25 protein-coding genes and 7 pseudogenes are annotated in these 24,364 nt (G+C 51.1%); 23 read left to right on the top strand and 9 right to left on the bottom strand.

The genetic code is table 11. The features are described from left to right. The first annotated feature begins 350 nt into the window (after positions 1 to 350). Both ACQGXV_RS01795 and mgtE read left to right on the top strand, forming a co-directional pair. Positions 351 to 815: a DUF1456 family protein gene (locus ACQGXV_RS01795; RefSeq protein WP_440864723.1), complete on the top strand. Its 465-nt coding sequence runs from the start codon at positions 351 to 353 to the stop codon at positions 813 to 815. Positions 816 to 927: 112 nt separating this feature from the next. Then, on the top strand, positions 928 to 2,352 hold the full coding sequence (mgtE, locus tag ACQGXV_RS01800; protein ID WP_440864724.1) for a magnesium transporter: 1,425 nt from the start codon (positions 928 to 930) through the stop codon (positions 2,350 to 2,352). On the opposite strand, the gene galK is transcribed toward mgtE, so the two are convergent. Next, positions 2,341 to 3,465: a galactokinase gene (gene galK, locus ACQGXV_RS01805; RefSeq protein ID WP_440864725.1), complete on the bottom strand. Its 1,125-nt coding sequence runs from the start codon at positions 3,463 to 3,465 to the stop codon at positions 2,341 to 2,343. The two genes, mgtE and galK, sit on opposite strands and share 12 nt — an antisense overlap. Before the next feature lie 98 nt (positions 3,466 to 3,563). After that, positions 3,564 to 4,646 carry a galactose-1-phosphate uridylyltransferase gene (gene galT, locus ACQGXV_RS01810; protein WP_440864726.1) on the bottom strand — a complete coding sequence of 361 codons (1,083 nt, stop codon included), beginning with the start codon at positions 4,644 to 4,646 and terminating at the stop codon, positions 3,564 to 3,566. 235 nt (positions 4,647 to 4,881) lie between these two features. Between galT and ACQGXV_RS01815 the strand changes: the two are divergent. The 4 genes and pseudogenes from ACQGXV_RS01815 (at position 4,882) to ACQGXV_RS01830 (ending at position 8,477) form a co-directional block, all read left to right on the top strand. Next, positions 4,882 to 5,986 (top strand): annotated as a pseudogene (locus ACQGXV_RS01815) (substrate-binding domain-containing protein). 164 nt (positions 5,987 to 6,150) lie between these two features. Further along, positions 6,151 to 6,516, top strand: coding sequence for an IS630 transposase-related protein (locus ACQGXV_RS01820; RefSeq protein ID WP_440862584.1), 366 nt, complete (start codon positions 6,151 to 6,153; stop codon positions 6,514 to 6,516). Further along, entirely contained in the window at positions 6,440 to 6,973 is a 534-nt protein-coding gene (locus ACQGXV_RS01825; RefSeq protein ID WP_440867824.1) for an IS630 family transposase, read from the top strand. The genes ACQGXV_RS01820 and ACQGXV_RS01825 overlap by 77 nt, the downstream gene beginning before the upstream one ends. A 313-nt stretch (positions 6,974 to 7,286) precedes the next feature. Beyond that, on the top strand, positions 7,287 to 8,477 hold the full coding sequence (locus ACQGXV_RS01830; RefSeq protein ID WP_440864727.1) for a NupC/NupG family nucleoside CNT transporter: 1,191 nt from the start codon (positions 7,287 to 7,289) through the stop codon (positions 8,475 to 8,477). A 184-nt stretch (positions 8,478 to 8,661) separates the two neighbouring features. Here ACQGXV_RS01830 and ACQGXV_RS01835 read toward each other — a convergent pair whose 3' ends face one another. Both ACQGXV_RS01835 and ACQGXV_RS01840 read right to left on the bottom strand, forming a co-directional pair. Continuing rightward, complete coding sequence (locus tag ACQGXV_RS01835; protein ID WP_440867825.1) at positions 8,662 to 9,036, bottom strand: transposase; 375 nt, start codon at positions 9,034 to 9,036, stop codon at positions 8,662 to 8,664. Between the two features lie 280 nt (positions 9,037 to 9,316). After that, positions 9,317 to 9,682: pseudogene (locus ACQGXV_RS01840) on the bottom strand (IS630 transposase-related protein). 34 nt (positions 9,683 to 9,716) lie between these two features. Between ACQGXV_RS01840 and ACQGXV_RS01845 the strand changes: the two are divergent. From ACQGXV_RS01845 to baeR, 11 genes and pseudogenes are all read left to right on the top strand, one after another. Beyond that, positions 9,717 to 10,580, top strand: a pseudogene (locus ACQGXV_RS01845) (MdtA/MuxA family multidrug efflux RND transporter periplasmic adaptor subunit); the annotation flags it as partial. Continuing rightward, positions 10,580 to 10,915, top strand: a pseudogene (locus ACQGXV_RS01850) (efflux RND transporter permease subunit); the annotation flags it as partial. The pseudogenes ACQGXV_RS01845 and ACQGXV_RS01850, both read left to right, overlap by 1 nt. An 89-nt stretch (positions 10,916 to 11,004) precedes the next feature. After that, a pseudogene (locus tag ACQGXV_RS01855) lies at positions 11,005 to 11,079 on the top strand (hypothetical protein); the annotation flags it as partial. 317 nt (positions 11,080 to 11,396) lie between these two features. After that, positions 11,397 to 11,978 carry an IS30 family transposase gene (locus tag ACQGXV_RS01860; protein WP_440867826.1) on the top strand — a complete coding sequence of 194 codons (582 nt, stop codon included), beginning with the start codon at positions 11,397 to 11,399 and terminating at the stop codon, positions 11,976 to 11,978. Further along, a pseudogene (locus ACQGXV_RS01865) lies at positions 11,979 to 13,439 on the top strand (efflux RND transporter permease subunit); the annotation flags it as partial. 87 nt (positions 13,440 to 13,526) lie between these two features. Further along, a complete protein-coding gene (locus tag ACQGXV_RS01870) occupies positions 13,527 to 13,706 on the top strand; it encodes a hypothetical protein (protein WP_440864728.1) in 180 nt (59 codons plus the stop codon). Between the two features lie 50 nt (positions 13,707 to 13,756). Then, a complete protein-coding gene (locus ACQGXV_RS01875) occupies positions 13,757 to 14,968 on the top strand; it encodes an IS256 family transposase (protein WP_440862551.1) in 1,212 nt (403 codons plus the stop codon). Next, positions 14,946 to 15,743: a transposase family protein gene (locus ACQGXV_RS01880; protein ID WP_440864729.1), complete on the top strand. Its 798-nt coding sequence runs from the start codon at positions 14,946 to 14,948 to the stop codon at positions 15,741 to 15,743. The genes ACQGXV_RS01875 and ACQGXV_RS01880 overlap by 23 nt, the downstream gene beginning before the upstream one ends. Before the next feature lie 41 nt (positions 15,744 to 15,784). Beyond that, positions 15,785 to 16,084: pseudogene (locus ACQGXV_RS01885) on the top strand (multidrug transporter subunit MdtD); the annotation flags it as partial. A 7-nt stretch (positions 16,085 to 16,091) separates the two neighbouring features. Further along, a complete protein-coding gene (gene baeS, locus ACQGXV_RS01890; protein WP_440864730.1) occupies positions 16,092 to 17,462 on the top strand; it encodes a two-component system sensor histidine kinase BaeS in 1,371 nt (456 codons plus the stop codon). A 7-nt stretch (positions 17,463 to 17,469) separates the two neighbouring features. Beyond that, positions 17,470 to 18,198 carry a two-component system response regulator BaeR gene (baeR, locus tag ACQGXV_RS01895; RefSeq protein WP_440864731.1) on the top strand — a complete coding sequence of 243 codons (729 nt, stop codon included), beginning with the start codon at positions 17,470 to 17,472 and terminating at the stop codon, positions 18,196 to 18,198. 230 nt (positions 18,199 to 18,428) lie between these two features. Here baeR and ACQGXV_RS01900 read toward each other — a convergent pair whose 3' ends face one another. After that, positions 18,429 to 19,205 carry an isochorismatase family protein gene (locus tag ACQGXV_RS01900; RefSeq protein ID WP_440864732.1) on the bottom strand — a complete coding sequence of 259 codons (777 nt, stop codon included), beginning with the start codon at positions 19,203 to 19,205 and terminating at the stop codon, positions 18,429 to 18,431. An 87-nt stretch (positions 19,206 to 19,292) separates the two neighbouring features. Then, positions 19,293 to 19,490, bottom strand: a complete 198-nt coding sequence (locus ACQGXV_RS01905; protein WP_440864733.1) for a hypothetical protein — start codon at positions 19,488 to 19,490, stop codon at positions 19,293 to 19,295. A gap of 82 nt (positions 19,491 to 19,572) precedes the next feature. Here ACQGXV_RS01905 and ACQGXV_RS01910 point away from each other — a divergent pair, with 82 nt between their 5' ends. From ACQGXV_RS01910 to ACQGXV_RS01930, 5 genes are all read left to right on the top strand, one after another. Next, positions 19,573 to 19,704, top strand: a complete 132-nt coding sequence (locus ACQGXV_RS01910; protein WP_440864734.1) for a hypothetical protein — start codon at positions 19,573 to 19,575, stop codon at positions 19,702 to 19,704. A 148-nt stretch (positions 19,705 to 19,852) separates the two neighbouring features. After that, positions 19,853 to 20,092, top strand: coding sequence for a transposase (locus ACQGXV_RS01915; RefSeq protein WP_440864735.1), 240 nt, complete (start codon positions 19,853 to 19,855; stop codon positions 20,090 to 20,092). A 32-nt stretch (positions 20,093 to 20,124) separates the two neighbouring features. Beyond that, entirely contained in the window at positions 20,125 to 20,490 is a 366-nt protein-coding gene (locus ACQGXV_RS01920) for an IS630 transposase-related protein (RefSeq protein ID WP_440862584.1), read from the top strand. Next, positions 20,414 to 20,947 carry an IS630 family transposase gene (locus ACQGXV_RS01925; RefSeq protein WP_440867179.1) on the top strand — a complete coding sequence of 178 codons (534 nt, stop codon included), beginning with the start codon at positions 20,414 to 20,416 and terminating at the stop codon, positions 20,945 to 20,947. Before ACQGXV_RS01920 ends, ACQGXV_RS01925 begins: the two co-directional genes overlap by 77 nt. Then, positions 20,872 to 21,873, top strand: a complete 1,002-nt coding sequence (locus ACQGXV_RS01930) for an IS3 family transposase (protein WP_440864736.1) — start codon at positions 20,872 to 20,874, stop codon at positions 21,871 to 21,873. Before ACQGXV_RS01925 ends, ACQGXV_RS01930 begins: the two co-directional genes overlap by 76 nt. 1 nt (position 21,874) lies before the next feature. Here the strand turns inward: ACQGXV_RS01930 and ACQGXV_RS01935 are convergent, their stop codons facing one another. Further along, the gene (locus tag ACQGXV_RS01935; protein ID WP_440864737.1) at positions 21,875 to 22,114 is read right to left on the bottom strand and encodes an NAD(P)-binding domain-containing protein; all 240 of its coding nucleotides are present in this window, start codon (positions 22,112 to 22,114) and stop codon (positions 21,875 to 21,877) included. Positions 22,115 to 22,274: 160 nt separating this feature from the next. Between ACQGXV_RS01935 and ACQGXV_RS01940 the strand changes: the two genes are divergently transcribed. Then, complete coding sequence (locus tag ACQGXV_RS01940) at positions 22,275 to 22,580, top strand: LysR family transcriptional regulator (protein ID WP_440864738.1); 306 nt, start codon at positions 22,275 to 22,277, stop codon at positions 22,578 to 22,580. On the opposite strand, the gene ACQGXV_RS01945 is transcribed toward ACQGXV_RS01940, so the two are convergent. Both ACQGXV_RS01945 and ACQGXV_RS01950 read right to left on the bottom strand, forming a co-directional pair. After that, positions 22,577 to 23,788, bottom strand: a complete 1,212-nt coding sequence (locus ACQGXV_RS01945; protein WP_440864688.1) for an IS256 family transposase — start codon at positions 23,786 to 23,788, stop codon at positions 22,577 to 22,579. The genes ACQGXV_RS01940 and ACQGXV_RS01945 overlap by 4 nt on opposite strands. Positions 23,789 to 24,020: 232 nt before the next feature. Then, positions 24,021 to 24,308 carry a transposase family protein gene (locus ACQGXV_RS01950; protein ID WP_440864739.1) on the bottom strand — a complete coding sequence of 96 codons (288 nt, stop codon included), beginning with the start codon at positions 24,306 to 24,308 and terminating at the stop codon, positions 24,021 to 24,023. Positions 24,309 to 24,364: the final 56 nt, after the last annotated feature.

Here is a 24,364-nt window from a genome sequence, read left to right on the forward strand (position 1 = left end):
TACTCCTCCGTCAGTGCCTTTTTCCATCATCAAGATAAACAACAACGTATCGAACAAACGCTGAAATCATCACCGGTCAACCCTACGCTTCCCTTCGTTAAAAAAGAGTAGCGCTCGCGCGTTAATAAAAAGTATCGCCCCCTTTTAGCACTTTAGTGTCACATCTTCCGTGAGCCCTTATATACCTGTCATACTTCAAGTTGCAGGTGCGCTGGCTACGTTCACTCACCCGAATCACTTAGCTCAGTAAGCGCATCGGGACGCCTTCTCTTGCCGCCTTCCTGCAACTCGAATTATTTAGGGTATACTCCCCAACAATAACCAAAACGAATGGCGAGAATAAACCGGTAATGATGAACAATGATGTCTTGCGCAGCGTGCGCTATATGCTGAATTTCAATAATGACCACCTGCTAAAGATTCTGGCGCTGGTGGAAATGACCGTCCCTCCCCAGCAGTTGGCGAGCTACGTCAAAAAAGAGGGAGAGGAAGGCTACCAGCCTTGCCCGGACATCGTGATGAGTTATTTCCTGACTGGGCTGATTCTGCAAAAACGCGGTCAAGATGAAAAACAGCCTGCGCCACAGTTTGAACGCAAGGTGACCAATAACATTATCCTGAAAAAACTGCGTGTCGCTTTCTCATTAAAAACGGATGATATTCAGGCGATTCTGCTGACACAAAATTTTCGCATTTCACTGCCGGAAATCACCGCAATGATGCGCGCACCTGACCACAAAAACTATCGCACCTGCGGCGATCAGGTTATACGCTATTTTCTAAAAGGACTGGCTGCGCGGGTACTCAAAGGATAAGGGCGCCCCACCAACGAAAAGGCGTGAGCGTTGTCTGACTGTCCACCGTAAAAGACACTGACAACGCTCGATTTCTAGCACGTGAACGTGATAATCACTGAGAAAAACGATCATGCCAAGCGTCAAAAAGCTCTCGGCCATTCGCCGCCGCATTTCCTTGTTGTTGCTGGACGATCCTGGGCTGGTGGAAAGCATCATTACCCAGCAGCCCCCGGTTGCTCAGGATGAAAAAAAGCGGCTTCTCGATCACACCGCCGAGATCTGTACGCTGCTTACCGAATTGCATGCTGCTGACCTTGCCGATCTGCTGGAATCGCTGCCGCCCGAAGCGCGACAGGCGCTGTGGTATCTGACACCGCTCGATAAGCGTGGCTTTGTGCTGTATGAGGCATCAGACACCATTTCTGATGGCCTTATCGCCCAGATGAGTGACAAAGATATCCTGCGCGCCATTCGCCCGCTGGATATTGATGAGCAGGCGCAGTTAGCGCGACGCCTGCCGCGCCACCTGCTGGGCCGTATTCTTACCGCACTGGAACCGCGCCAACGGGCGCAACTGCGCGAAACCATCCAGTACGATGAAGATTCTGTCGGTTATCTGGTTGATTTCAATCTGCTGACAGTACGACCGGACGTGACGCTGGCCGTAGTACAACGTTTTCTGCGTTGGCATAAGGTGATCCCCGACGCTACCGACAAACTGTTTGTCACCGATCGTAAAAACCGCCTGCTGGGTGAGCTCACGCTAACCAATATTCTGCTACACAAGCCAAACACACGGGTTGAGCAGGCCATGGATCCTGAACCGATCCTGTTCGAACCGGAAACAGAAACTGATGATGTCGCCAGCGCGTTCGAACGCTACGATCTGATTTCCGCCGCCGTTGTCGACAGCAAAGGCAAGCTGTTGGGACGCGTCACCGTGGAAGATATTCTGGACCGGGTCAACCGTACCAGCGATCACCATCTGCGCCGCTCCGGTGGGTTGATGGCGTCAGAAGATGTCTATGCGCCGGTAGCAAACGCGGTAAAAAACCGTTCGGGCTGGCTGGCTATCAACCTCTGCACCGCCTTGATCGCATCTAGGGTGATTGGCTTGTTCGAAGACACGCTGGCGCATTTGGTGGCGTTGGCAACGTTGATGCCGATTGTCGCGGGTATCGGCGGCAATACCGGCAACCAAACCATCACCATGATCGTGCGTGCGCTGGCGCTGCACCAGTTGGATCACGGCAAAAAATCGACCTTGCTGTTCAAAGAGTTGGGCGTTGCCGTTGTCAATGGTCTGGTGTGGGGTGCCGCACTCGCCGTCATCACCGTGCTGCTGTACGGCAACATCGCTATGGGCGGTGTCATGATGTTGGCTATCATGCTTAACCTGCTGCTGGCCGCCACCATGGGGGTAACTATCCCGTTAGCGATGGTAAAACTGGGCCGCGATCCCGCCATCGGATCCAGCGTGATGATCACTGCAATCACCGATACCGGCGGCTTTTTTATCTTCCTCGGGCTGGCGACCCTATTTTTACTGCCCTGATGCAAGCAACACCCCAGCCCCTGCCGACGGCTGGCAGATGTGAAGCGTAGGCTGCAAGACGGTGCGGGCCGGATATTCCCGCGCCACCCGCTCACACACCTCTGCCGTTAACGCGGAGGGCAACAATGCGACGACACAGCCGCCGGTCATCCGTACCCCGCCGCGCTCAGCGATATAGTCGTCAATCAGCGCAACCAGCGTGTCGATGGGCGGCACCGTAATGGCAAAATCGTCACGCATTGAGCGGTGCGATTCCGCCATCAGACGGGAAAGACGCGGGATATCGCCCGCCGTAAGCGCCGCGGCAGCTTCCAGCGTGCGCTGGTTTTCGGTAACGATGTGGCGTGCGCGCTGCGCCACGACCGGATCCAGCCCCGCACGGTTAGCTTCAAACTGTGTCAGTGAGACATCACGCAGCGCTTTCACACCAAAATGCCGTGCGGCCGCCTCACACTGCGCGCGCCGGGTGTTGTATTCACTGTCCACCAGCCCGCGCCGCACGTTAGAGTTAATGATCAGCACATCCAAGCCCTGAGGGATCGGCACCGCCGTGCCTTGCAATGAACGGCAGTCAATCAGCAACGCATGACCCGCAACGCCCTGCGCGGAAATAAACTGATCCATGATGCCGCAGTTACAGCCGACAAAGTGGTTTTCTGCCTGCTGGCCATTCAGCGCCAGATCCAACGGGCTGAGCGGTAACGCATAGAGCGTTTTAAACACCTGCCCAACAGCCACTTCCCGCGAGGCTGAGGAACTGAGCCCGGCACCGGTTGGCACGTTTCCGGCAATGACCATACCCACGCCGCTCAGCGTCAATCCACGCGCCAGCAGATACTTCACCACGCCGCGAATATAGTTCGGCCAGAGATACTGTGGATGCGGTTCAATCGTCTGCGTTACGTCAAAGCTGTCCTGCTGCTCTTCCATGTTGACGGCCACCACCCGAACCAGACTGTCGGCACGCGGGGCGGCAGCAATTACCGTGTGGTAATCGATGGCCCAGGGCATCACAAACCCGTCGTTGTAATCCGTGTGCTCACCGATCAGGTTGACGCGCCCGGTCGCCTGCACCTGCACCGCAGGCGCATAGCCAAAGGTGGCGTTGAACACAGTATCCACCTGTTGTCGCACGCTATTATAGCCAACCGACTTAAAAATGATTACATCCTATGCCCTGATATGCGGCAAAGAAGCATAGCTGGCTGTTATCAAAATAATGTCGCTTGGCTATAATTCGTCCCATCGTTCACTTCATGCTGTTGCCGAAAATGAATATCGCTTACGCTGCGCAAGCGTTCCGCCGCCTGTTCCGGCGTCAAATCACGTTGCGGCTCCGCCAGCATCTCGTAGCCCACCATAAATTTCCGTACGCTAGCCGAACGTAACAGCGGCGGGTAGAAATGCGCATGCAGTTGCCAGTGGGCGTTATCGCCTTCAATAAACGGCGCACCGTGCCAGCCCATGGAATAGGGAAACGCGCACTGAAACATATTATCGTAACGGCTGGTCAGCTTTTTCAGTGCCAGACACAAATCACTGCGCTGTGCGGCAGTCAGTTGCGGCAACTGCTGCACCGCACTGCGCGGCAGCAACAGCGTTTCAAACGGCCAGGCGGCCCAATAGGGTACTACCGCCAGCCAGTGTTCTGTTTCCACCACACAGCGCACCTGTTCCGCCTGTTCGCGCTGGGCATAATCCAGCAATAATGGCGTGCCATGACGGTCGAAATAGTCGCGCTGCTGCCCGTCCTCTTTAACAATATCGGTGGGTAAAAAACTGTTGGCCCACACTTGCCCATGCGGATGCGGGTTAGAACATCCCATTATCGCGCCTTTGTTTTCAAACACCTGAACCCACGGATACGCTTTTCCCAGTATGTTTGTTTGTTCGCACCAGGCCGTAACCACGTGCGCCAACGCAGCCAGCGAGAGTTCCGGCAACGTTTTGCTGTGGTCAGGCGAGAAGCAGATAACGCGACTGGTGCCTTGCACGCTTTGCGTTTGAAACAACGGATCATCGCTTGTCGCCAACGCGGGGGTTTGTTCCATCAGCGCTGAAAAATCATTGCGAAACACATGGGTGTGGGTGTAATTCGGGTTCACTTCTCCGGTAACGCGGCGGTTACCTGCGCAGAGAAAACAATCCGGATCGTGAGCCGGTAGCAGACGCCTGTCCGGCTCATCCTGCTGGCCCTGCCACGGGCGTTTTGCGCGATGGGGAGAAACCAACACCCATTCACCGCCCAGCGGGTTGTAACGACGATGCGGGTGCTCTGTGGGATCGAATGACATTCCTGACACTCCTTAAACAGCAGCGATACCTTTGATGCGTTGACGGGCGCATGGGGGTGTAATTCGTTTTCACAGGTCGCGATGAAAATCGCAAAAAAGCCAGTTGCAAAGGCTGTATAAACGATTACCTTATTGTAGGCAGTAAGCGTGACAAATGAGAATAGCGACGCACGCGATTGATATTGATACCGATCACATAAACCAATAACCATGAACACAGACAGGGAAACCACCGATGGCAACCATAAAGGATGTTGCACGCCTGGCCGGCGTCTCCGTGGCAACGGTTTCACGGGTCATCAATGATTCGCCGAAAGCCAGCCAGGCATCGCGGGACGCGGTGCATAACGCCATGGCCGAATTGCGCTACCATCCCAACGCCAATGCACGCGCACTAGGGCATCAACATGCTGAAACCCTGGGGCTGATGGTGGCGGATGTGTCCGATCCCTTTTTTGGCGCGATGGTAAAAGCGGTTGATAACACCGCCAGAACGACGGGCAATTTTTTACTGATCAGCAACGGCTACCATGACGCGGAAATGGAGCGTCAGGCTATCGAACAGTTGCTGCGCCACTGCTGCTCGGCGCTGGTGGTACACGCGAAAATGTTGCCCGATGCAGAGCTGAGCGCGTTTATGCACCACGTCCCCGGCATGGTGCTGATCAACCGTATTTTACCCGGTTTTGAATCACGCTGCGTGGCGCTGGACGATCGCCACGGCGGCTGGCTGGCAACCCGGCATATGATTCAGGAAGGGCATCGCGCCATTGCCTTTCTCTGTTCCGATCACCCGATTTCTGACTCCGACGATCGCTTACAGGGTTACAGCGCCGCCCTGCACGACCAGGGCATTACGCTGGATAGCCGGCTGATCGCCCGCGCCACGCCGGATGAAACTGGCGGCGAGGCGGCGATGCGCGAACTGCTGAGTTGCGGCGTGCCTTTCAGCGCTGTGGTGTGTTACAACGATTCGATGGCGGCGGTCGCATTGGCAGTATAGCCAACCGACTTAAAAATGATTACATCCTATGCCCTGATATGCGGCAAAGAAGCATAGCTGGCTGTTATCAAAATAATGTCGCTTGGCTATATTAAGCGACAACGGCATTGAGGTGCCACAAAGCGTATCCCTGATAGGTTTTGACGACGTGCTTATCGCGCGCTACTTACGCCCACGTTTGACCACCATCCGCTATCCGGTGATAGCCATGTCGACGCAAGCCGCCGAGTTGGCGATTGCGCTGGCACAATGTCAGGCGCTGACGGCGGTCACCAACACCTTTACGCCGACGCTGGTGCGTCGCCATTCGGTACAGTCTCTCACCCAGATACGTTAACTCCCGTCAGCCGGCGATACGGGCATCCCCAAACCGGGTTGCCCACGCTCTTATTGGTTACGTTTGCTTACCATCCCCACCCAACACCCTGCGATAAGCTATTCAACTTAGCGCTATTCCCGCGATATATAGCTAAACGACTTAATTTTGATTACATTATTTAAATGAGCTATTCAATTGATTTTAGACGTAAAGTGATATCTACACGGAAAAACGAAGGGTTGAGTATCCGAGAAACAGCGAAGCAATTTCGGATTGGCCCTGCCTCTGTATCGCGTTGGATTAATCAAATAGAGTCAAAAGCATCGACCACGCGTCAGCGAAAGATCGATAAATCCGAGTTGATAAAAGATGTTGAACAATATCCAGATGCTTACCAAAAAGAACGTGCAGAGCGTTTTGGCGTTTGTCAGAAGGCCATTTGGCAAGCGCTTAAAAAGCTGGGATTGACCTATAAAAAAAACTCTACGTCATCCGAAAGCCGACGAAAACGCCCGGCAGGGATTTCAACAAAAAAAACAACAGTATGAAAAAGAAGGTAAACCTATTGTTTTTATTGATGAAAGTGGTTTTTCACACGATGCCCCACGGACTCACGGCTATTCCCCAAAAGGTCAACGGTGTTTTGGCCTGAAGAACTGGGGAGCTAGGGGAAGAACAAATGTTATCGGCGCTTTATTAGGCACAACGCTGTTTGCTATCGGATTATTTGATATCAATATTAACAGCGATGTTTTCTATGCCTGGGTCACACAAGTCCTTATCCTAGTACTCCCTAAAAACAGTGTAATCATGATGGACAATGCCACTTTTCACAAAAAACATAATATTCAACAAGTCATCATCGATGCAGGGTATATGGTGGAGTATTTGCCTACATATTCGCCAGATCTTAACCCAATTGAGCATAAATGGGCACAAGCAAAAAGCAAAAAAAGAGAGATGGGTTGCGATACAGAGAGTTTGTTCTCAGTACATATGGTGTAATCAAAATTAAGTCGCTTGGCTATAATTATATTTTTGCGTGTTTTATCGCATTTTTAGCTTTTTCGTTACCTAGAATGGGCTTTGTTGAATAATTTAAGATACTGATTTATATAAGCATTATAAAATTTCAACGACTAATTTTTCCTCTCGGAATGCTTTTTATTGTGCTAACTATTTGATTTGTCGTTCTAACAAAATACATTCTCTGTAAATGCATTCTAACTAAAGAAGATGTAAATCAAACGGTTAAATTATTCAACAAAGCCCCTAGAATGGCGTGGGAAACGTTACCCCGCCTACTATTGGAGCTCTCATGACCCATATTGCGCAATTTGCGTTGGCATTGCTTGTCGTTGCCGGTTTAGCGCTGCTTGTCTGCCGCGACCGTAAAAGCATTCGTATCCGTTTTATTATTCAGCTGTTAGTGATTGAAATTCTGCTCGCCTGGTTCTTTTTGTATTCCAACGTGGGCCTGGGCTCCGTAAAAGGGTTTGCTGCCGTTTTTGATAAATTGCTGGGGTTTGCCGGACAAGGAACCGATTTCGTGTTTGGCGATATGGTCAACCACGAAAAGAACCTGATTTCCTTCTTCTTCAAAGTGTTGTGCCCTATTGTGTTTATCTCCGCATTGATCGGGATCCTGCAACACATCAAGGTGCTGCCTATCGTGATTCGCGCCATCGGTACGGTGCTGTCCAAGGTGAACGGCATGGGGAAACTGGAGTCGTTTAACGCGGTCAGCTCGCTGATTCTGGGGCAATCGGAAAACTTCATCGCCTATAAAGATATTCTAGGCAAGATGTCGGAAAAACGCATGTACACCATGGCAGCCACTGCGATGTCGACGGTGTCGATGTCTATCGTCGGTGCCTACATGACCATGCTGGATTACAAATACGTGGTGGCGGCGCTGATTCTGAATATGTTCAGCACCTTTATCGTGTTGTCATTGATCAACCCGTATAAAGTGGATGCCGAACCTGAGCTGCAACTGCGCGATCTGCACGAAAACCAAAGTTTCTTTGAAATGCTGGGGGAATATATTCTTGCCGGTTTCAAAGTAGCCTGTATCGTCGCCGCCATGTTGATCGGCTTTATCGCGCTGATTGCCATGGTAAACGCCATTTTCAGCTCCATTTTCGGTATCAGCTTCCAGGAAATGTTGGGCTATGTGTTCTTCCCCTTCGCCTGGATCATGGGGATTCATGCCAGCGAAGCGTTGCAAGTCGGCAGCATCATGGCGACCAAGCTGGTGTCTAACGAATTCGTGGCTATGCTGGAACTGCAAAAAGTGGCAAGCCAGTTGTCACCGCGCAGCGTCGGGATCCTCTCCGTGTTCCTGGTATCGTTCGCCAACTTCTCGTCTATCGGCATCATTGCTGGTGCTATCAAAGGGTTGAACGAGAATAAGGGTAACGTGGTGTCTCGCTTTGGCCTGAAGTTGGTCTACGGCTCTACTTTGGTCAGCATTCTCTCTGCCTCAATCGCCGGGCTGGTGCTGTAATTTGCCATGACGATCGTCGGGCGACCATCCGGTCGCCCACTATCCGCTACAAACCCTGACATTTCTTCCACATTTCCTTCATTATTATTTGAGTAAAACACAGTAGACTACGTTCATTGTGTTAATACTGGCTGCCACTCGATTCGTAAACCATGATGAATATAGCCAAGCGACTTAATTTTGATTACACCATATGGACTGAGAACAAACTCTCTGTATCGCAACCCATCTCTCTTTTTTTGCTTTTTGCTTGTGCCCATTTATGCTCAATTGGGTTAAGATCTGGCGAATATGTAGGCAAATACTCCACCATATACCCTGCATCGATGATGACTTGTTGAATATTATGTTTTTTGTGAAAAGTGGCATTGTCCATCATGATTACACTGTTTTTAGGGAGTACTGGGATAAGGACTTGTGTGACCCAGGCATAGAAAACATCGCTGTTAATATTGATATCAAATAATCCGATAGCAAACAGCGTTGTGCCTAATAAAGCGCCGATAACATTTGTTCTTCCCCTAGCTCCCGGCTTTGTTGAATAATTTAAGATACTGATTTATATAAGCATTATAAAATTTCAACGACTAATTTTTCCTCTCGGAATGCTTTTTATTGTGCTAACTATTTGATTTGTCGTTCTAACAAAATACATTCTCTGTAAATGCATTCTAACTAAAGAAGATGTAAATCAAACGGTTAAATTATTCAACAAAGCCCTAGCTCCCCAGTTCTTCAGGCCAAAACACCGTTGACCTTTTGGGGAATAGCCGTGAGTCCGTGGGGCATCGTGTGAAAAACCACTTTCATCAATAAAAACAATAGGTTTACCTTCTTTTTCATACTGTTGTTTTTTTTGTTGAAATCCCTGCCGGGCGTTTTCGTCGGCTTTCGGATGACGTAGAGTTTTTTTTATAGGTCAATCCCAGCTTTTTAAGCGCTTGCCAAATGGCCTTCTGACAAACGCCAAAACGCTCTGCACGTTCTTTTTGGTAAGCATCTGGATATTGTTCAACATCTTTTATCTACTCGGATTTATCGATCTTTCGCTGGCGCGTGGTCGATGCTTTTGACTCTATTTGATTAATCCAACGCGATACAGAGGCAGGGCCAATCCGAAATTGCTTCGCTGTTTCTCGGATACTCAACCCTTCGTTTTTCCGTGTAGATATCACTTTACGTCTAAAATCAATTGAATAGCTCATTTAAATAATGTAATCAAAATTAAGTCGTTTATCTATAACGCTAATACAGGCTCAAGGGCAGTTGTCCAAAGATCAGGCCGCGCTGGCCAATGCGCGTCAGGATCTGGCGCGTTACCAACAGTTGATTAAAACCAACCTGATTTCCCGTCAGGAACTGGATGCGCAGGCAGCACAGGTGCATCAGGCTGAAGGCACGGTCAAGGCCGATGAAGGCTCAGTCGCCAGCGCCGAGTTGCAACTTACCTATAGCCGTATCACCTCGCCAATCAATGGCCGTGTGGGACTTAAACAGGTGGATGTGGGCAACTACATCACCAGCGGCGACAGCATCGGTATTGTGGTATTGCCCCAGACGCACCCGATTGATGTCATCTTCACGCTGCCAGAAAGTGATATCGCCACGGTGCTGAGCGCACAGAAATCGGGCCAACCAGTACTGTTTGAGGCTTGGGATCGCGCCAACCAGCACCAGTTGTCACAAGGCAGCCTGCTCAGCATGGATAACCAGATTGACGCCACCACCGGCACCATCAAGCTGAAAGCCCGCTTTGAGAACAGCGACGACGCCCTGTTTCCGAACCAGTTTGTCAATGTGCGCATGCAAGTCACTACCTTGCAAAACGCGCTGCTGGTGCCCCTGTCAGCCATTCAGATGGGCAGCGAAGGACGTTTTGTCTGGGTGCTGAATGAGAAAAGTCAGGTCAGTAAACACAGCGTGACCGTCGGCATTCAATACGGTCAAGAAATGGTGGTGACGGCGGGCCTGAATGAGGGCGATCGCGTGGTTACCGACGGTATCGACCGCTTAACCGAAGGGGCACAAGTGGAAGTGATTAGCGCCGCTAACACCACCACCACGCCCCCGGCCAAACACGCCACGCGCGGGGAGAAACCCTGATGCAAGGGGAGATTCCGGCAGGCGGTGGCCCATCCCGCATGTTTATCCTGCGCCCTATCGCCACAACATTGTTGATGCTGGCGATCCTGCTGGCGGGGATTATTGGCTATCGGGCATTACCGGTCTCTGCGCTGCCTGAAGTGGATTACCCAACCATTCAGGTAGTGACACTCTACCCCGGAGCCAGCCCCGATGTGATTGCGTCGGCGATCACCGCCCCCCTTGAGCGTCAATTCGGGCAAATGTCCGGGCTGAAACAGATGTCGACGCAAAGTTCGGGCGGCGCATCAGTGGTCACTCTGCAATTCCAGCTGACACTGCCGTTAGATGTCGCAGCCCCATTCCCACTCGAAACGCAACAAAGTGACCCACTTGCCAGAGTCGGATAAAATCACCGTTCTGGCCCTACTGGAAAGCCTGTTGCATGCAGGGAAAACATCTGACTCAGAAAGAACGGTTCTACATCGAAAAGCGGCGTGGTGAAGGTGTCAACCAAGCTACCATCGCCAGAGAGCTTGCTCTGCCTCGCTCGACCATCAGCAGGGAACTCAGACGCAATACCGACCCTACTTTCAATGGTGTCTACTGCTGTAGAAGGGCGGACACTCTGGTCCGGGGACGCCGTCATAAGCCTCTGCCAAACAATGCTTTTTACCCGTTGGAGCCACACATTCAGAACTTCATCAGGCAGGCGCTTTCCACTCACTCTTCACCTGAAATCATCAGTGGCCGTTTGCACCTGGCATTCGGTATATCTGTCAGCAAGAATACGCTATATCGCTATATCCTGCAGGAGAGACAGGCTGGCGGGGAGCTATATCAGCAACTTCCTCATCGGGAAAACGTTACAGGTACAATGCCGAAAACCTCAAATCAGGCCCTATTCCCAACCGTGTTGGTATTGAGTATCGCCCAGCTCAAGCCGAGCTTAAACAGGAGCCTGGCCACTTCGAAATTGACACTATTTTTGGCAAAGACCAGAAGTCATTCTTGTTAACCATCGTAGATAAAGCATTGAAAACCGTCATCATTCGCAAACTGCCTAATAAGCGTGCGGAGACTGTGGTTGCTGCTTTCAGGGACATTGAAGCTAATACCTTTTGCAAGTTTAAGACCCTAACAGCTGATAACGGCCCTGAATTCGCTCTGCACGAGCAAATTACTCAAATCACAGGGGCGCAGGTCTACTTTGCCCATCCTTATCATTCCTGGGAGAGGGGCTTGAATGAGCACACCAACGGGCTGATACGACGTTTTTACCCAAAGGGAACAGACTTCAGTCAGGTCAGTCATCGTAAGATTGCCGAACTCGAACACATACTCAATACAAGGGGCAGAAAATCGCTGGGCTATCGTTCCCCCAATGAGGTATTTTTAACGCACTTACTGGTGGCATAAGCCTCTACCGTTTTGTTGCGTTTCGAGTGGGAATGGGGCGCAGAGCAGGACGTGCAAGCCGCTATCAACGCCGCCAACAATTTGTTGCCCAGCGATCTGCCCTACCCGCCGATTTACAGCAAAGTCAATCCGGCCGATCCGCCGGTCATGACGCTGGAGGTAACGTCCAGCGCCATGCCGATGACGCAAGTGCAGGATATGGTGGAAACGCGTATCGCGCAGAAAATGACGCAGGTCTCGGGCGTCGGGCGTGTCTCGCTAGCCGGCGGACAGCGGCCGTCGGTGCGGGTCAATTTCAACGCCAACGCGCTGGCTTCTTACGGGCTGGATAGCGAAACCCTGCGCAGCGCCATCACCAGCGCCAACGTCAACTCCGCCAAAGGCAGCCTGGACGGCCCAACGCGCGCGGTGACGCTGTCAGCCAACGACCAGATGAAATCCGCCGAGGATTATCGCCAGTTGATCGTTGCCTGGCGCAATGGTGCACCAGTACGGCTGCGCGATGTCGCCACCGTGGAGCAAGCACCGGAAAATACCGCATTGGGTGCCTGGGCCAACCGTGAACAGGCGATCATCATCAATATCCAGCGCCAGCCGGGTGCCAACGTGATCACCACCACGGACAGCCTGCGTAACCTGCTGCCGACGTTAACCGCCAGTCTGCCGAAATCGGTGACCGTCACCACGCTGGCCGATCGCACCGCCAGTATCCACGCATCCGTCAAGGATGTGCAGTTTGAACTGATGCTGGCGATCGCGCTGGTGATTATGGTTATCTACCTGTTTTTGCGCAATGCCATCGCCAGGCTGATCCCCAGTATCGTGGTGCCTCTTTCACTGGTCGGCACCTTCGCCGCCATGTATTTCCTTGGCTTTTCGATCAACAACCTGACGCTGATGGCCCTCACCATTGCCACCGGTTTTGTGGTGGATGATGCCATCGTGGTGATCGAGAATATTTCGCGCTACATCGAAAAAGGGGAGAAACCGCTACACGCGGCATTAAAAGGCGCGGGAGAAATTGGTTTTACCATAATTTCACTGACGTTCTCACTGATTGCGGTGCTGATCCCGTTGCTGTTTATGGGCGATATTATTGGCCGTCTGTTCCGCGAGTTTGCCATTACGCTGGCGATCGCGATTCTGATCTCCGGCATCGTTTCGCTCACGCTGACCCCGATGATGTGCGCCCGGTTGCTCACCCATCAGAGCCTGAATCGACAAAACGCCTTTACGCGCGCCAGCGAACGCTTTTTCTCACGGCTGGTTGCCCTGTATGGCAAAGGCTTACGCCGGGTGCTGAACCACCCGTGGATTACGCTCAGCGTGGCAATCGGTACGCTGGTGCTTACCGTTCTGCTCTACCTGTGGATCCCCAAGGGCTTTTTCCCGGTTCAGGATAACAGCCTGATTCAGGGCACGTTACAGGCACCACAAAGCGTCTCCTATGCCGATATGGCATAAAACTAGTTGCTGAATAGAGACTTGCATTTTTTGTCAGGCTATTGAGAATAAAAAGAGGTTTAACTTAGAGAATAAAGGTTTGAAATGATCAACAAAGAGCGGTTGTTACGAGATAATCGTTTATGTAAAGCAATCATTGGATTATCAGTCGAAGAATTGAAAAATTTAGCCGCTGAATTTTCAGCTTGTTATTTGATTTATCGGAAAAAGAATCGAAAAGATCACGAGCGGCAGATGGGTGCAGGGCAGAAAGGGAGACTGTAAAATAATCTGTGTAAATGGCATTTTGAGGAAAACCTTCAAAGGATAACAAAATGCCTATCAGCAACGAACTTATTGACCAACTGCTTCAAGATTGTCACTCCCCTCAGGATCTGCTGGGTGAATCAGGCCTACTCAAGGTGCTGACTAAAAGACTGGCGGAACGGGTTCTTGAAGCTGAGATGGAGATGCACCTTGGGTATGCTAAGCATGACCCGGCTGGTAATCATTCAGGCAACTCACGCAATGGCAAGACATCCAAGAGCGTACGTAGCCAAAATGGGGAGATCGAGCTCGATATTCCGCGCGACCGCAACAGTACCTTCGAGCCGACACTGATCGGTAAGCACGAAAAACAGCTTAACGGCTTCGATGACCGCATTATTTCTCTCTATTCCAGAGGGTTATCAACCCGTGATATTCAGGCACACTTTAAAGAAGTCTACGGGGTCGATGTTTCCGCTGGCTTCATTTCTCAAGTGACCAATGCTGTGATGGATGAAGTTAAGCGCTGGCAGCAACGGCCGCTGGATGCGCTTTATCCCATTGTTTACCTTGACTGTATTGTTGTCAAAAGCCAGGACGGCGGAGCCGTGGCCAACAAGTCTGTTTATCTGGCCCTCGGCGTCAACGGCCAGGGCGAAAAAGAGCTGCTGGGGCTATGGATAGCCAAAACTGAGGGGGCCAAGTTCTGGTTATCTGTGATGACAGAACTGAAAAATCGTGGGCTAAAGGACATCTTCGTCGCCTGCTGCGATGGCCTGAAAGGCTTTCCTGATGCCATTGAAGCTGTTTACCCGCATACGCGGGTACAGCTCTGCATTGTGCATCAGGTGCGGAACTCGCTGCGCTACGTCGGCTGGAAAGAGCGTAAGGCCGTTGCTGCTGACCTGCGCACCATCTATAGTTCCGCAACGCTAGAGGGCGCTGAAGAGGCCCTGGATGCCTTCGCGGCCAAATGGGATGAACAGTTCCCGACGATCAGCCCGTCGTGGAGAAATAATTGGGAACGTCTCATCGTCATTTTTGACTTTCCGCCGGAGATCCGCAAGGTTATCTACACCACCAACGCGATAGAGTCGTTAAATGCTTCATTGCGCAAGATAACGAAAACGCGACGAATATTTCCAACGGATGACTCGGTGATAAAATTACTCTATCTAGCCTTGCATAATATCTCTGCTAAATGGACCTTGCCAATCAGAGACTGGAAACCTGCTATGAGCCAATTCATGTTGATGTATGGAGAACGAATCTCCGGTTAAGCAATGGAGCCATTTACACAAAATTCTTTACAGACTCCAGAAAGGATTTATCCCAACCCCATTAGATAAACTGCTTTTTATTTTATTGTATTTAAAATGTTATCCGACCTATGATTTGCAAGGACTTCTTTTTGGTTTAGATAGAACACGGGTATGTCGCTGGGTAAAAATATTATTGCCGGTTTTAGAGATGACCTTGGGGCGAGAATGTGTTTTGCCCGCTCGTCAAATTCGCTCTGCTGAGGAATTTTTTCGCGCCTTTTCTGGAGTTAAAGACGTCTTTATTGATGGGACAGAGCGACCTGTCCAAAAGCCTAAGAATCTGCGTCGGCGAAAAAAAATGTATTCGGGAAAGAAAAGACAGACCACTCGAAAAGGGCTTATTATGACTGACGAAACAAGGCAAATTGGATTTATCCCCATGAGCAAAAATGGGCGCCGTCACGATAAACGCTTACTCGATAAAGTCGATATAATTCGCCATATTCCTCCTGAGGTAACCATCTGGGCAGATACCGGTTTTCAAGGTATAGATAAACAGCATCCTAATACACAAATCCCAAAAAAAGGAACTCGAAAAAGACCTTTATCGCCTGAACAAAAACAAGAAAATAAAATAATCTCGGGCATCCGTATTACAGTTGAACACGCCATCGCGGGTATCAAGCGCCTCGGTTGCATGACCCAAATTTTACGGAATCGTAGACCCTTTATTGATGATACCTTCTTACTCCTTAGCGCCGGTCTTTGGAATTTCCATCTCAGAACAGCGTAAAATTTACTTCAATCACCGAAACACCCTTATTTCACTATTAAGCAACACGCTTCATGAATACCCTGACACTGAAAGACCTGCCGGACAACATCGCCAGCGGAGGCAACAGCCTGCTGTCGATGACCATGCAGCTTTCCATGAGCCTCGGCGTAAGTCTGGCAGGTATTTTGCTCGGTATTTTTGCCCAACAGGGGACGCTGGACATCGCCAGCCCGGCAACGGCCGAGGTATTCCGCTATACCTATCTGAGCATGGCCGTCATATTGGCGCTGCCCGCCCTGCTGTTCCTGCGCGTGCCGCCGAACCACATCAAGCAGAACGTGCTGCCGGGAAAAAGGTGAGGATACGATGAGATTCGGCATTACCGCTAAACTGTTTCTCGCCATTTTTGCCACCTGCATGCTGGTGTTGATCACCATGCATTGGGGCGTGCGAATGAGCTTCGAACGCGGCTTTGTTGATTACATCAAGCAAGGCAATGCGCAGCGCGTTGAGCAACTGCGTGATGCATTACAGGAGCAGTACGCGCAGTATGGCGACTGGACGTTCCTGCGCAACAATGAACGGTTGGTGTTCAAACTGCTGCACACCATGGACCAGAATGAAGATGACGGCAACAGCATGCGCGGCTGGCGAGTCCGGCTCTGGGTGCTGGATGCCCAGCGTAACCGACTGTTTGGTTCGCCAGCCCCGATTGCCGCCGACAGCACCTGGCAAGCCATTCGCCATCAGGGCAGGGTCGTTGGTTGGGTAGTGGCATCGCCCAGTGAACGCCTGACGCGCGATGCGGATATCAATTTCGACCGGCAGCAACAGCGCACCAGTTGGTTTATTGTCGGGCTATCAACGCTGCTCGCCATCGTTGTGACCTGGCTGATGGCGCGCAGCCTGTTAGCACCGGTAAAACGACTGATGCAGGGGATCCACCGTCTGGCTGCCGGGGAGTTCACCGCACGCGTGCCCGTCAATACCCGCGATGAGTTGGGCCGGCTGGCGCAAGATTTTAACCAGCTCGCCACTGCATTGGAAAAAAACGAGCAGTCACGCCGCGCCTTTATGGCCGATATTTCCCATGAGCTGCGCACGCCGTTGGCGGTACTGCGCGGCGAACTGGAAGCCATACAGGATGGCGTGCGCAAAGCGGATTCAGGCTCCTTGCTTTCGTTGCAAAACGAAGTCTCCACGCTGACCAAACTGGTGGATGACCTGCACCAGTTGTCACTCTCCGATGTCGGCGCGCTCGCCTATCGCCGGGTTTCGGTGGATTTAATCCAACTGCTGGATATCAGCGTCGCGTCCTTCAACGAGCGTTTTCAGAAAAAACACATCAAGGTCATCACGCAGTTGCCAGAGCGCGCCAGCGCCTTTGGCGATCCGGACCGACTCAGCCAGCTGTTTAACAACCTGTTGGAGAACAGCCTGCGCTACACCGACAACGGTGGGCAGTTACAGATCCGAGCCCATACTGAAAATGGCGTGTGCACCCTGATATGGGAAGACAGCGCACCGGACGTCGACGCCGAGCAACTGGCTCGGATTTTCGATCGCTTCTATCGCGCAGAACGGTCACGCAATCGCGCCAGCGGCGGTTCAGGGCTAGGATTGGCTATCTGCAAGAATATCGTTGAGGCCCACGGGGGACGATTGTATGCTAGCGCTTCCTTACTCGGTGGTTTGCAGATGACCGCCGAATTCCCGCTTCATCCACCGGAATCCTGAAACGTCGATGACTGAAACCTTATCGAACGAGACGCTGCCAGAGCAGGTGCTGATTGTTGAAGATGAGCCCAAGCTCGGCCAACTTTTGGTGGATTACCTTCAGGCCGCAGAGTACCACACACACTGGATTACCCACGGCGATGAGGTGTTGCCTTGGGTACGCGAGCACTCACCGTCGTTGATTCTGCTGGATTTGATGCTGCCAGGCACCGATGGTCTGACGCTATGCCGCATCATCCGTCAGTTTTCCAATGTACCGATTATTATGGTTACCGCGCGCAGCGAGGAGATTGATCGGCTGCTGGGATTGGAAATTGGTGCGGATGATTATATCTGCAAACCCTACAGTCCACGGGAAGTCGTGGTGCGGGTAAAAACCCTGCTGCGCCGCTGCCGTTGGCAGTCTGCACCGCCGCCCGAGGCAGGATTGGAAGCCGCCTTGCAGATCGACAACAGCCGGCTTCAGGCCAGTTATCTCGGACAACCACTCGATCTGACGCCGGCAGAGTTCCGTCTGTTGAAAACCCTTTCGACAGAGCCCGGTAAGGTGTTTTCGCGCGAAGCGCTGCTGGATAAGCTCTACGATGACTACCGCGTCGTGACCGATCGCACCATCGACAGCCATATCAAAAATCTGCGGCGCAAGCTGGAGCAACTGGACGAACAGACATCGTTTATCCGCACCGTTTATGGCATGGGATACCGCTGGGAAGCCGGGTCCTGTGAAGTGATCTAACACCTTCCCCATATCGGTACACCCGTGTTTCCCGGTGAATCACGACGAGGGGCCATGATGGGCCCCCCCCTGTGCCCCACCCTACGGACCAGCGCAAGCGCTGTTCAGATTTGCTCCAGACAAATTTGTCGGCGGCTTACGCCGCTACGACCCCACCGCCGCACTTCGCCTAACAACAGGCTTTGTCATCAGCCTGAGGTTCCCGACACGTGGGAACCCCTGATAACCGCTTACTTCACCACACCAAACGGATCTGGCTCAGTGTGTTTGTTGGCGTTGTTCCAGTAGTTCTGCAGGATCCAACCGTATTCCGGCAGCCCGTCGATAAAGGGTTTCAACATGGCATCGGCGGAGGGTTTCTTCCAGTCGGCTTGAAGTTCTTCCCCTAACGCGTAGACCGTTTCCAACTGCGCACCCGCTGCCGTCATACGTTGCATCGCCGCATCCGCTTCATACTTACTCCAGGCACCGGAGGCATCCACCACGGGATAAACCTGATAGCCGTCGTTTAACATGGCAAGCGTCGGGAAGGCAACGCAGGTACCCAACGTGACCCCGGAAATAATGATATGCGTACGACCGGTCTTTTTCACCAGATCTTCCAACGCCTTACGGAATGAAGGATCTTCATAGGCATTGATGATCCCAGTGCGGCGATAAATGGGTTCATCTTTAAAGATTTCTTTCAGTTCCGGCAGGGTGTCACCGTTTTGCCATTGCGCATTGGACGAGGTGATCAACACCGGAATCTTTAACGCTTTCGCCATTTCAGCCAACGCGACCACGTTGGCTTTATAGCCGGATGCCTGATTGAAATCACGCGTACTGGCCATCAAACCCACCTGCTGATCGATAAACAGCATAATGGTGTTTTCGGGCGTTGGCTTGTCGTAGGCCACGCGCCCGGCTTTACGCGCATCGGCAGCGCTGACTTTGTTCGGCAGAATCTGATCGGCTATCGGGCTGATGATGTCGCCGGACGATCCTGAGAAAACGACGGAGCGCAAAACCCTGCCATCAACAGCGATGCAATCGCCACGCTAAGTACTTTTTTCATTCCTTTCTCCTGTTTCGTCAAAGTAGTGATCTGTTGCTTATGCGCGGCTCAGCCAGGCCGGAACGATATCGGTGCCTAATCCAGCGCCGTAGCCAAAATAGATATTCAAACCGGCTAACGGTTCGAGGTAACGGGCATTGCGCAGCGTGCCTGCATCCACCGGTTTGAAACCCGTACTGGCAATCAAGGTCTGAACAGTCGCTTTGGCCTCGACGTCATCTCCGGCATAGAACACGGGTGCAACCTGTCCTGCGGCAAAGGCTGGGCCTTCTGCTATAGCCAACCGACTTAAAAATGATTACATCCTATGCCCTGATATGCGGCAAAGAAGCATAGCTGGCTGTTATCAAAATAATGTCGCTTGGCTATATCACCTGTGCAAACGTGGTGTTAAACGCTTTGACGATGCGTACAGCCGGAAAAGCGTTAGCAATCTCTTCCTCGGCTGACGTGCTGTGACCAAGCGTCAGGCTCATGTAATCAGCAGACAGCGGGTTAGTAATATCAATCACCACTTTGCCGCTGATATCCCCCAGCGAAGAGTGTAGTGGTTGAATAATCAGGACACTAAACTTACATCCAAAACGGAGGTGTTTAGTGAACCATAAACGACAATTTACCCCTGAGTTTAAAAAGGAAGCCGTTGCCCTGGTAACAGAGCAGGGCTATACGATAGCCAGGGCAGCAGCATCGCTGGGCATAAGCAACAAAACCCTGCATACATGGGTCTCGCTGGCACGCGAGCAGAGCAACGGCGTACTCAGCGATGATGAACGTGCAGAGTTAAAACGGTTACAAAAGGAAAACAAAGAGTTACGTACAGAGAAGGAGATATAGCTAAACGACTTAATTTTGATTACATTATTTAAATGAGCTATTCAATTGATTTTAGACGTAAAGTGATATCTACACGGAAAAACGAAGGGTTGAGTATCCGAGAAACAGCGAAGCAATTTCGGATTGGCCCTGCCTCTGTATCGCGTTGGATTAATCAAATAGAGTCAAAAGCATCGACCACGCGTCAGCGAAAGATCGATAAATCCGAGTTGATAAAAGATGTTGAACAATATCCAGATGCTTACCAAAAAGAACGTGCAGAGCGTTTTGGCGTTTGTCAGAAGGCCATTTGGCAAGCGCTTAAAAAGCTGGGATTGACCTATAAAAAAAACTCTACGTCATCCGAAAGCCGACGAAAACGCCCGGCAGGGATTTCAACAAAAAAAACAACAGTATGAAAAAGAAGGTAAACCTATTGTTTTTATTGATGAAAGTGGTTTTTCACACGATACCCCACGGACTCACGGCTATTCCCCAAAAGGTCAACGGTGTTTTGGCCTGAAGAACTGGGGAGCTAGGGGAAGAACAAATGTTATCGGCGCTTTATTAGGCACAACGCTGTTTGCTATCGGATTATTTGATATCAATATTAACAGCGATGTTTTCTATGCCTGGGTCACACAAGTCCTTATCCCAGTACTCCCTAAAAACAGTGTAATCATGATGGACAATGCCACTTTTCACAAAAAACATAATATTCAACAAGTCATCATCGATGCAGGGTATATGGTGGAGTATTTGCCTACATATTCGCCAGATCTTAACCCAATTGAGCATAAATGGGCACAAGCAAAAAGCAAAAAAAGAGAGATGGGTTGCGATACAGAGAGTTTGTTCTCAGTCCATATGGTGTAATCAAAATTAAGTCGCTTGGCTATACTAAAAAAGGCGAGTGCCTTCTTCGCGAAACATATGTCGTGAGATACCGGTTCATTCTCGACAATGCCACTGACTTCAGCGTTCGTACACTCTGTCGGGTCATGCGTGTGACGGCCTCTGCCTGGTATGCATGGCGAAAAAAGCCCGCCGAACCGCTGCAAAAAGACGTGGAGGTCCGGGTCAGGTTAAAGGCGCTGTTCGCCGCCAGCAGGCAGGGAGCAGGAAGCCGGACGCTGGTCAAAAGGCTTCGTGGAGAAGGCATCATAATCAGCCGCTGGCGGGTGAGGAAACTCATGCAGGAAGAGGGGCTGGTCTGCCGACAGCGCCGGACTTATAAGGTCACGACAAAACCCCGCCCGGATGCAGAGGTGGCCCCAAACCTGCTGAACCAGAATTTTAACCCGCCGGGGCCAAATCAGGTGTGGGCGAGTGACATCACGTATCTGAAGACCGGTGAAGGCTGGCTGTATCTGGCGGCTATTATGGATTTGTACTCCCGGCAGATAGTGGGCTGGCAGGTGGACAGACGGATGACCTCATCGCTGGTCTGCGGGGCCCTGATGAAGGCATATAACCTGCGAACTCCCCCGCCGGGCCTGGTGGTGCATACGGACAGGGGGGCGCAGTACACGGGACAACGCTTTCAGGCGCTGCTGAGCAGCTACAGGCTGAGGAGCAGTATGGGAGACGTGGGTGCCTGCTGGGATAATGCGGTGATGGAGCGCTTCTGGGGCAGTCTGAAACATGAATGGTTGCTGCTGGTACCCCAGCCAACACGGGCTTACATGGAGCAGGATGTGGCGACGTATATCCGCTACTACAACCTAGACAGGCATCATGCCGCTAACGGGGATCTGTCTCCGGTGCGTTATGAACAAATGGCTGAGAAAAAAGTGTCCTGATTTACTTGACCAGTGCAGAGAGTGCGCTAACCGCGTTACCGTAAGCGGTCGCCAACACAATCACCTGCGCACCTTGCGCGGCAACTGCGGCAGGCTCGGCCTGCGCACCGCTAAACTGCGCGGCTAATGCCTGTGCTTTGTTAAGGTCACGCCCCGTCACGCGAACCTGATGCCCCGCCAGCGTAAAGCGCTTAACAAAACTTGACCCCATGTTGCCGGTACCTACAACGGTGATAATCATGATGTAAGTCCTGGTTAATTAGTTGATATGTATATAGTTAGTGAATGAAACACAGGTTTCGCTTCATGGTTTGGGAGTTTACAAGTCTTATAATCAGAGATATATATGGTGATTAGAGATGAATTATCTCTAATATAGAAACAATCATGCGGAGTGCAGGATGGACAAGTTTCAGGCCATGAACACCTTTGTTGCGGTCGTTGAGGCAGGCAGTTTTGTCGGTGCTATGGACACGGTGGCGTTATCTAAGCCGGTGGTGTCACGCCACGTTGCCGAGTTAGAGGAGTACCTCGGTGTGCGTCTGTTGCAACGCACAACGCGCCGATTATCATTGACGGAGGAAGGCCAGAACTACTATTTGCGCTGTAAAGAGTTGCTGGCATCGGTAAAAGAAGCCGAATCAGAAATTACCGCCTACTCGGCGGGAGTCTGTAAAGAATTTCGTGTAAATGGCTCCATCGCTTAACCGGAAATCCGATCTCCATACATCAACATGAATTGGCTCATAGCCGGTTTCCAGTCTCTGATTGGTAGGGTCCATTTAGCCGAGATATTATGCAAGGCTAGATAGAATAATTTTAGCACCGAGTCATCCGTTGGAAATATTCGTCGCGTTTTCGTTATCTTGCGCAATGAAGCATTTAACGACTCTATCGCGTTGGTGGTGTAGATAACCTTGCGAATCTCCGGCGGAAAATCAAAAATGACGATGAGACGTTCCCAATTATTTCTCCACGATGGGCTGATCGTCGGGAACTGCTCATCCCATTTGGCCGCGAAGGCATCCAGGGCCTCTTCAGCGCCCTCTAGCGTTGCGGAACTATAGATAGTGCGGAGGTCAGCAGCAACGGCTTTACGCTCTTTCCAGCCGACGTAGCGCAGCGAGTTCCGCACCTGATGCACGATGCAGAGCTGTACCCGCGTATGCGGGTAAACAGCTTCAATGGCATCAGGAAAGCCCTTCAGGCCATCGCAGCAGGCGATGAAGATGTCCTGTAGCCCACGATTTTTCAGTTCTGTCATTACAGATAACCAGAACTTGGCCCCCTCGGTTTTGGCTATCCATAGCCCCAGCAGCTCTTTTTCGCCCTGGCCGTTGATGCCTAGAGCAAAGTAAACAGACTTGTTGGTCACGGCTCCGCCGTCCTGGCTTTTGACCACAATACAGTCAAGGTAAACAATGGGATAAAACGCATCCAGCGGCCGTTGCTGCCAGCGCTTAACGTCATCCATCACGGCATTGGTCACTTGAGAAATGAAGCCAGCGGAAACATCGACCCCGTAGACTTCTTTAAAGTGAGCCTGAATATCACGGGTTGATAGCCCTCTGGAATAGAGAGAAATAATGCGGTCATCGAAGCCGTTAAGCTGCTTTTCGTGCTTACCGATCAGTGTCGGCTCGAAGGTACTGTTGCGGTAGCGCGGAATATCGAGCTCGAGCGCCCCATTTTGGCTACGTACGCTCTTGGATGTCTTGCCATTGCGGGAGTTGCCTGAATGATTACCAGCCGGGTCATGCTTAGCATACCCAAGGTGTATCTCCATCTCAGCTTGAAGAACCCGTTCCGCCAGTCTTTTAGTCAGCTCCTTGAGTAGGCCTGATTCACCCAGAAGCTCCTGAGGGGAGTGGCAATCCTGAAGCAGTTGGTCAATAAGTTCGTTGCTGATAGGCATTTTTTGTCCTCTGAAGGTTTTCCTCAAAATGCCATTTACACAGATCTTTTTACACTCTCCTCGGCGGAGGTACATGGGCGATTACGCGTGGGTGCACCGCAAACCTTCGGCGTGAAATACCTCGCGCCGCTATGGGGTAAATTTGTGGAAGAAAACCCACAGGTGAAACTCGATATCATTAAGCGTGTTGCTTAATAGTGAAATAAGGGTGTTTCGGTGATTGAAGTAAATTTTACGCTGTTCTGAGATGGAAATTCCAAAGACCGGCGCTAAGGAGTAAGAAGGTATCATCAATAAAGGGTCTACGATTCCGTAAAATTTGGGTCATGCAACCGAGGCGCTTGATACCCGCGATGGCGTGTTCAACTGTAATACGGATGCCCGAGATTATTTTATTTTCTTGTTTTTGTTCAGGCGATAAAGGTCTTTTTCGAGTTCCTTTTTTTGGGATTTGTGTATTAGGATGGGCTTTGTTGAATAATTTAAGATACTGATTTATATAAGCATTATAAAATTTCAACGACTAATTTTTCCTCTCGGAATGCTTTTTATTGTGCTAACTATTTGATTTGTCGT

Source organism: Symbiopectobacterium purcellii, from assembly GCF_052050035.1.
Taxonomy (GTDB): domain Bacteria; phylum Pseudomonadota; class Gammaproteobacteria; order Enterobacterales; family Enterobacteriaceae; genus Symbiopectobacterium; species Symbiopectobacterium purcellii_A.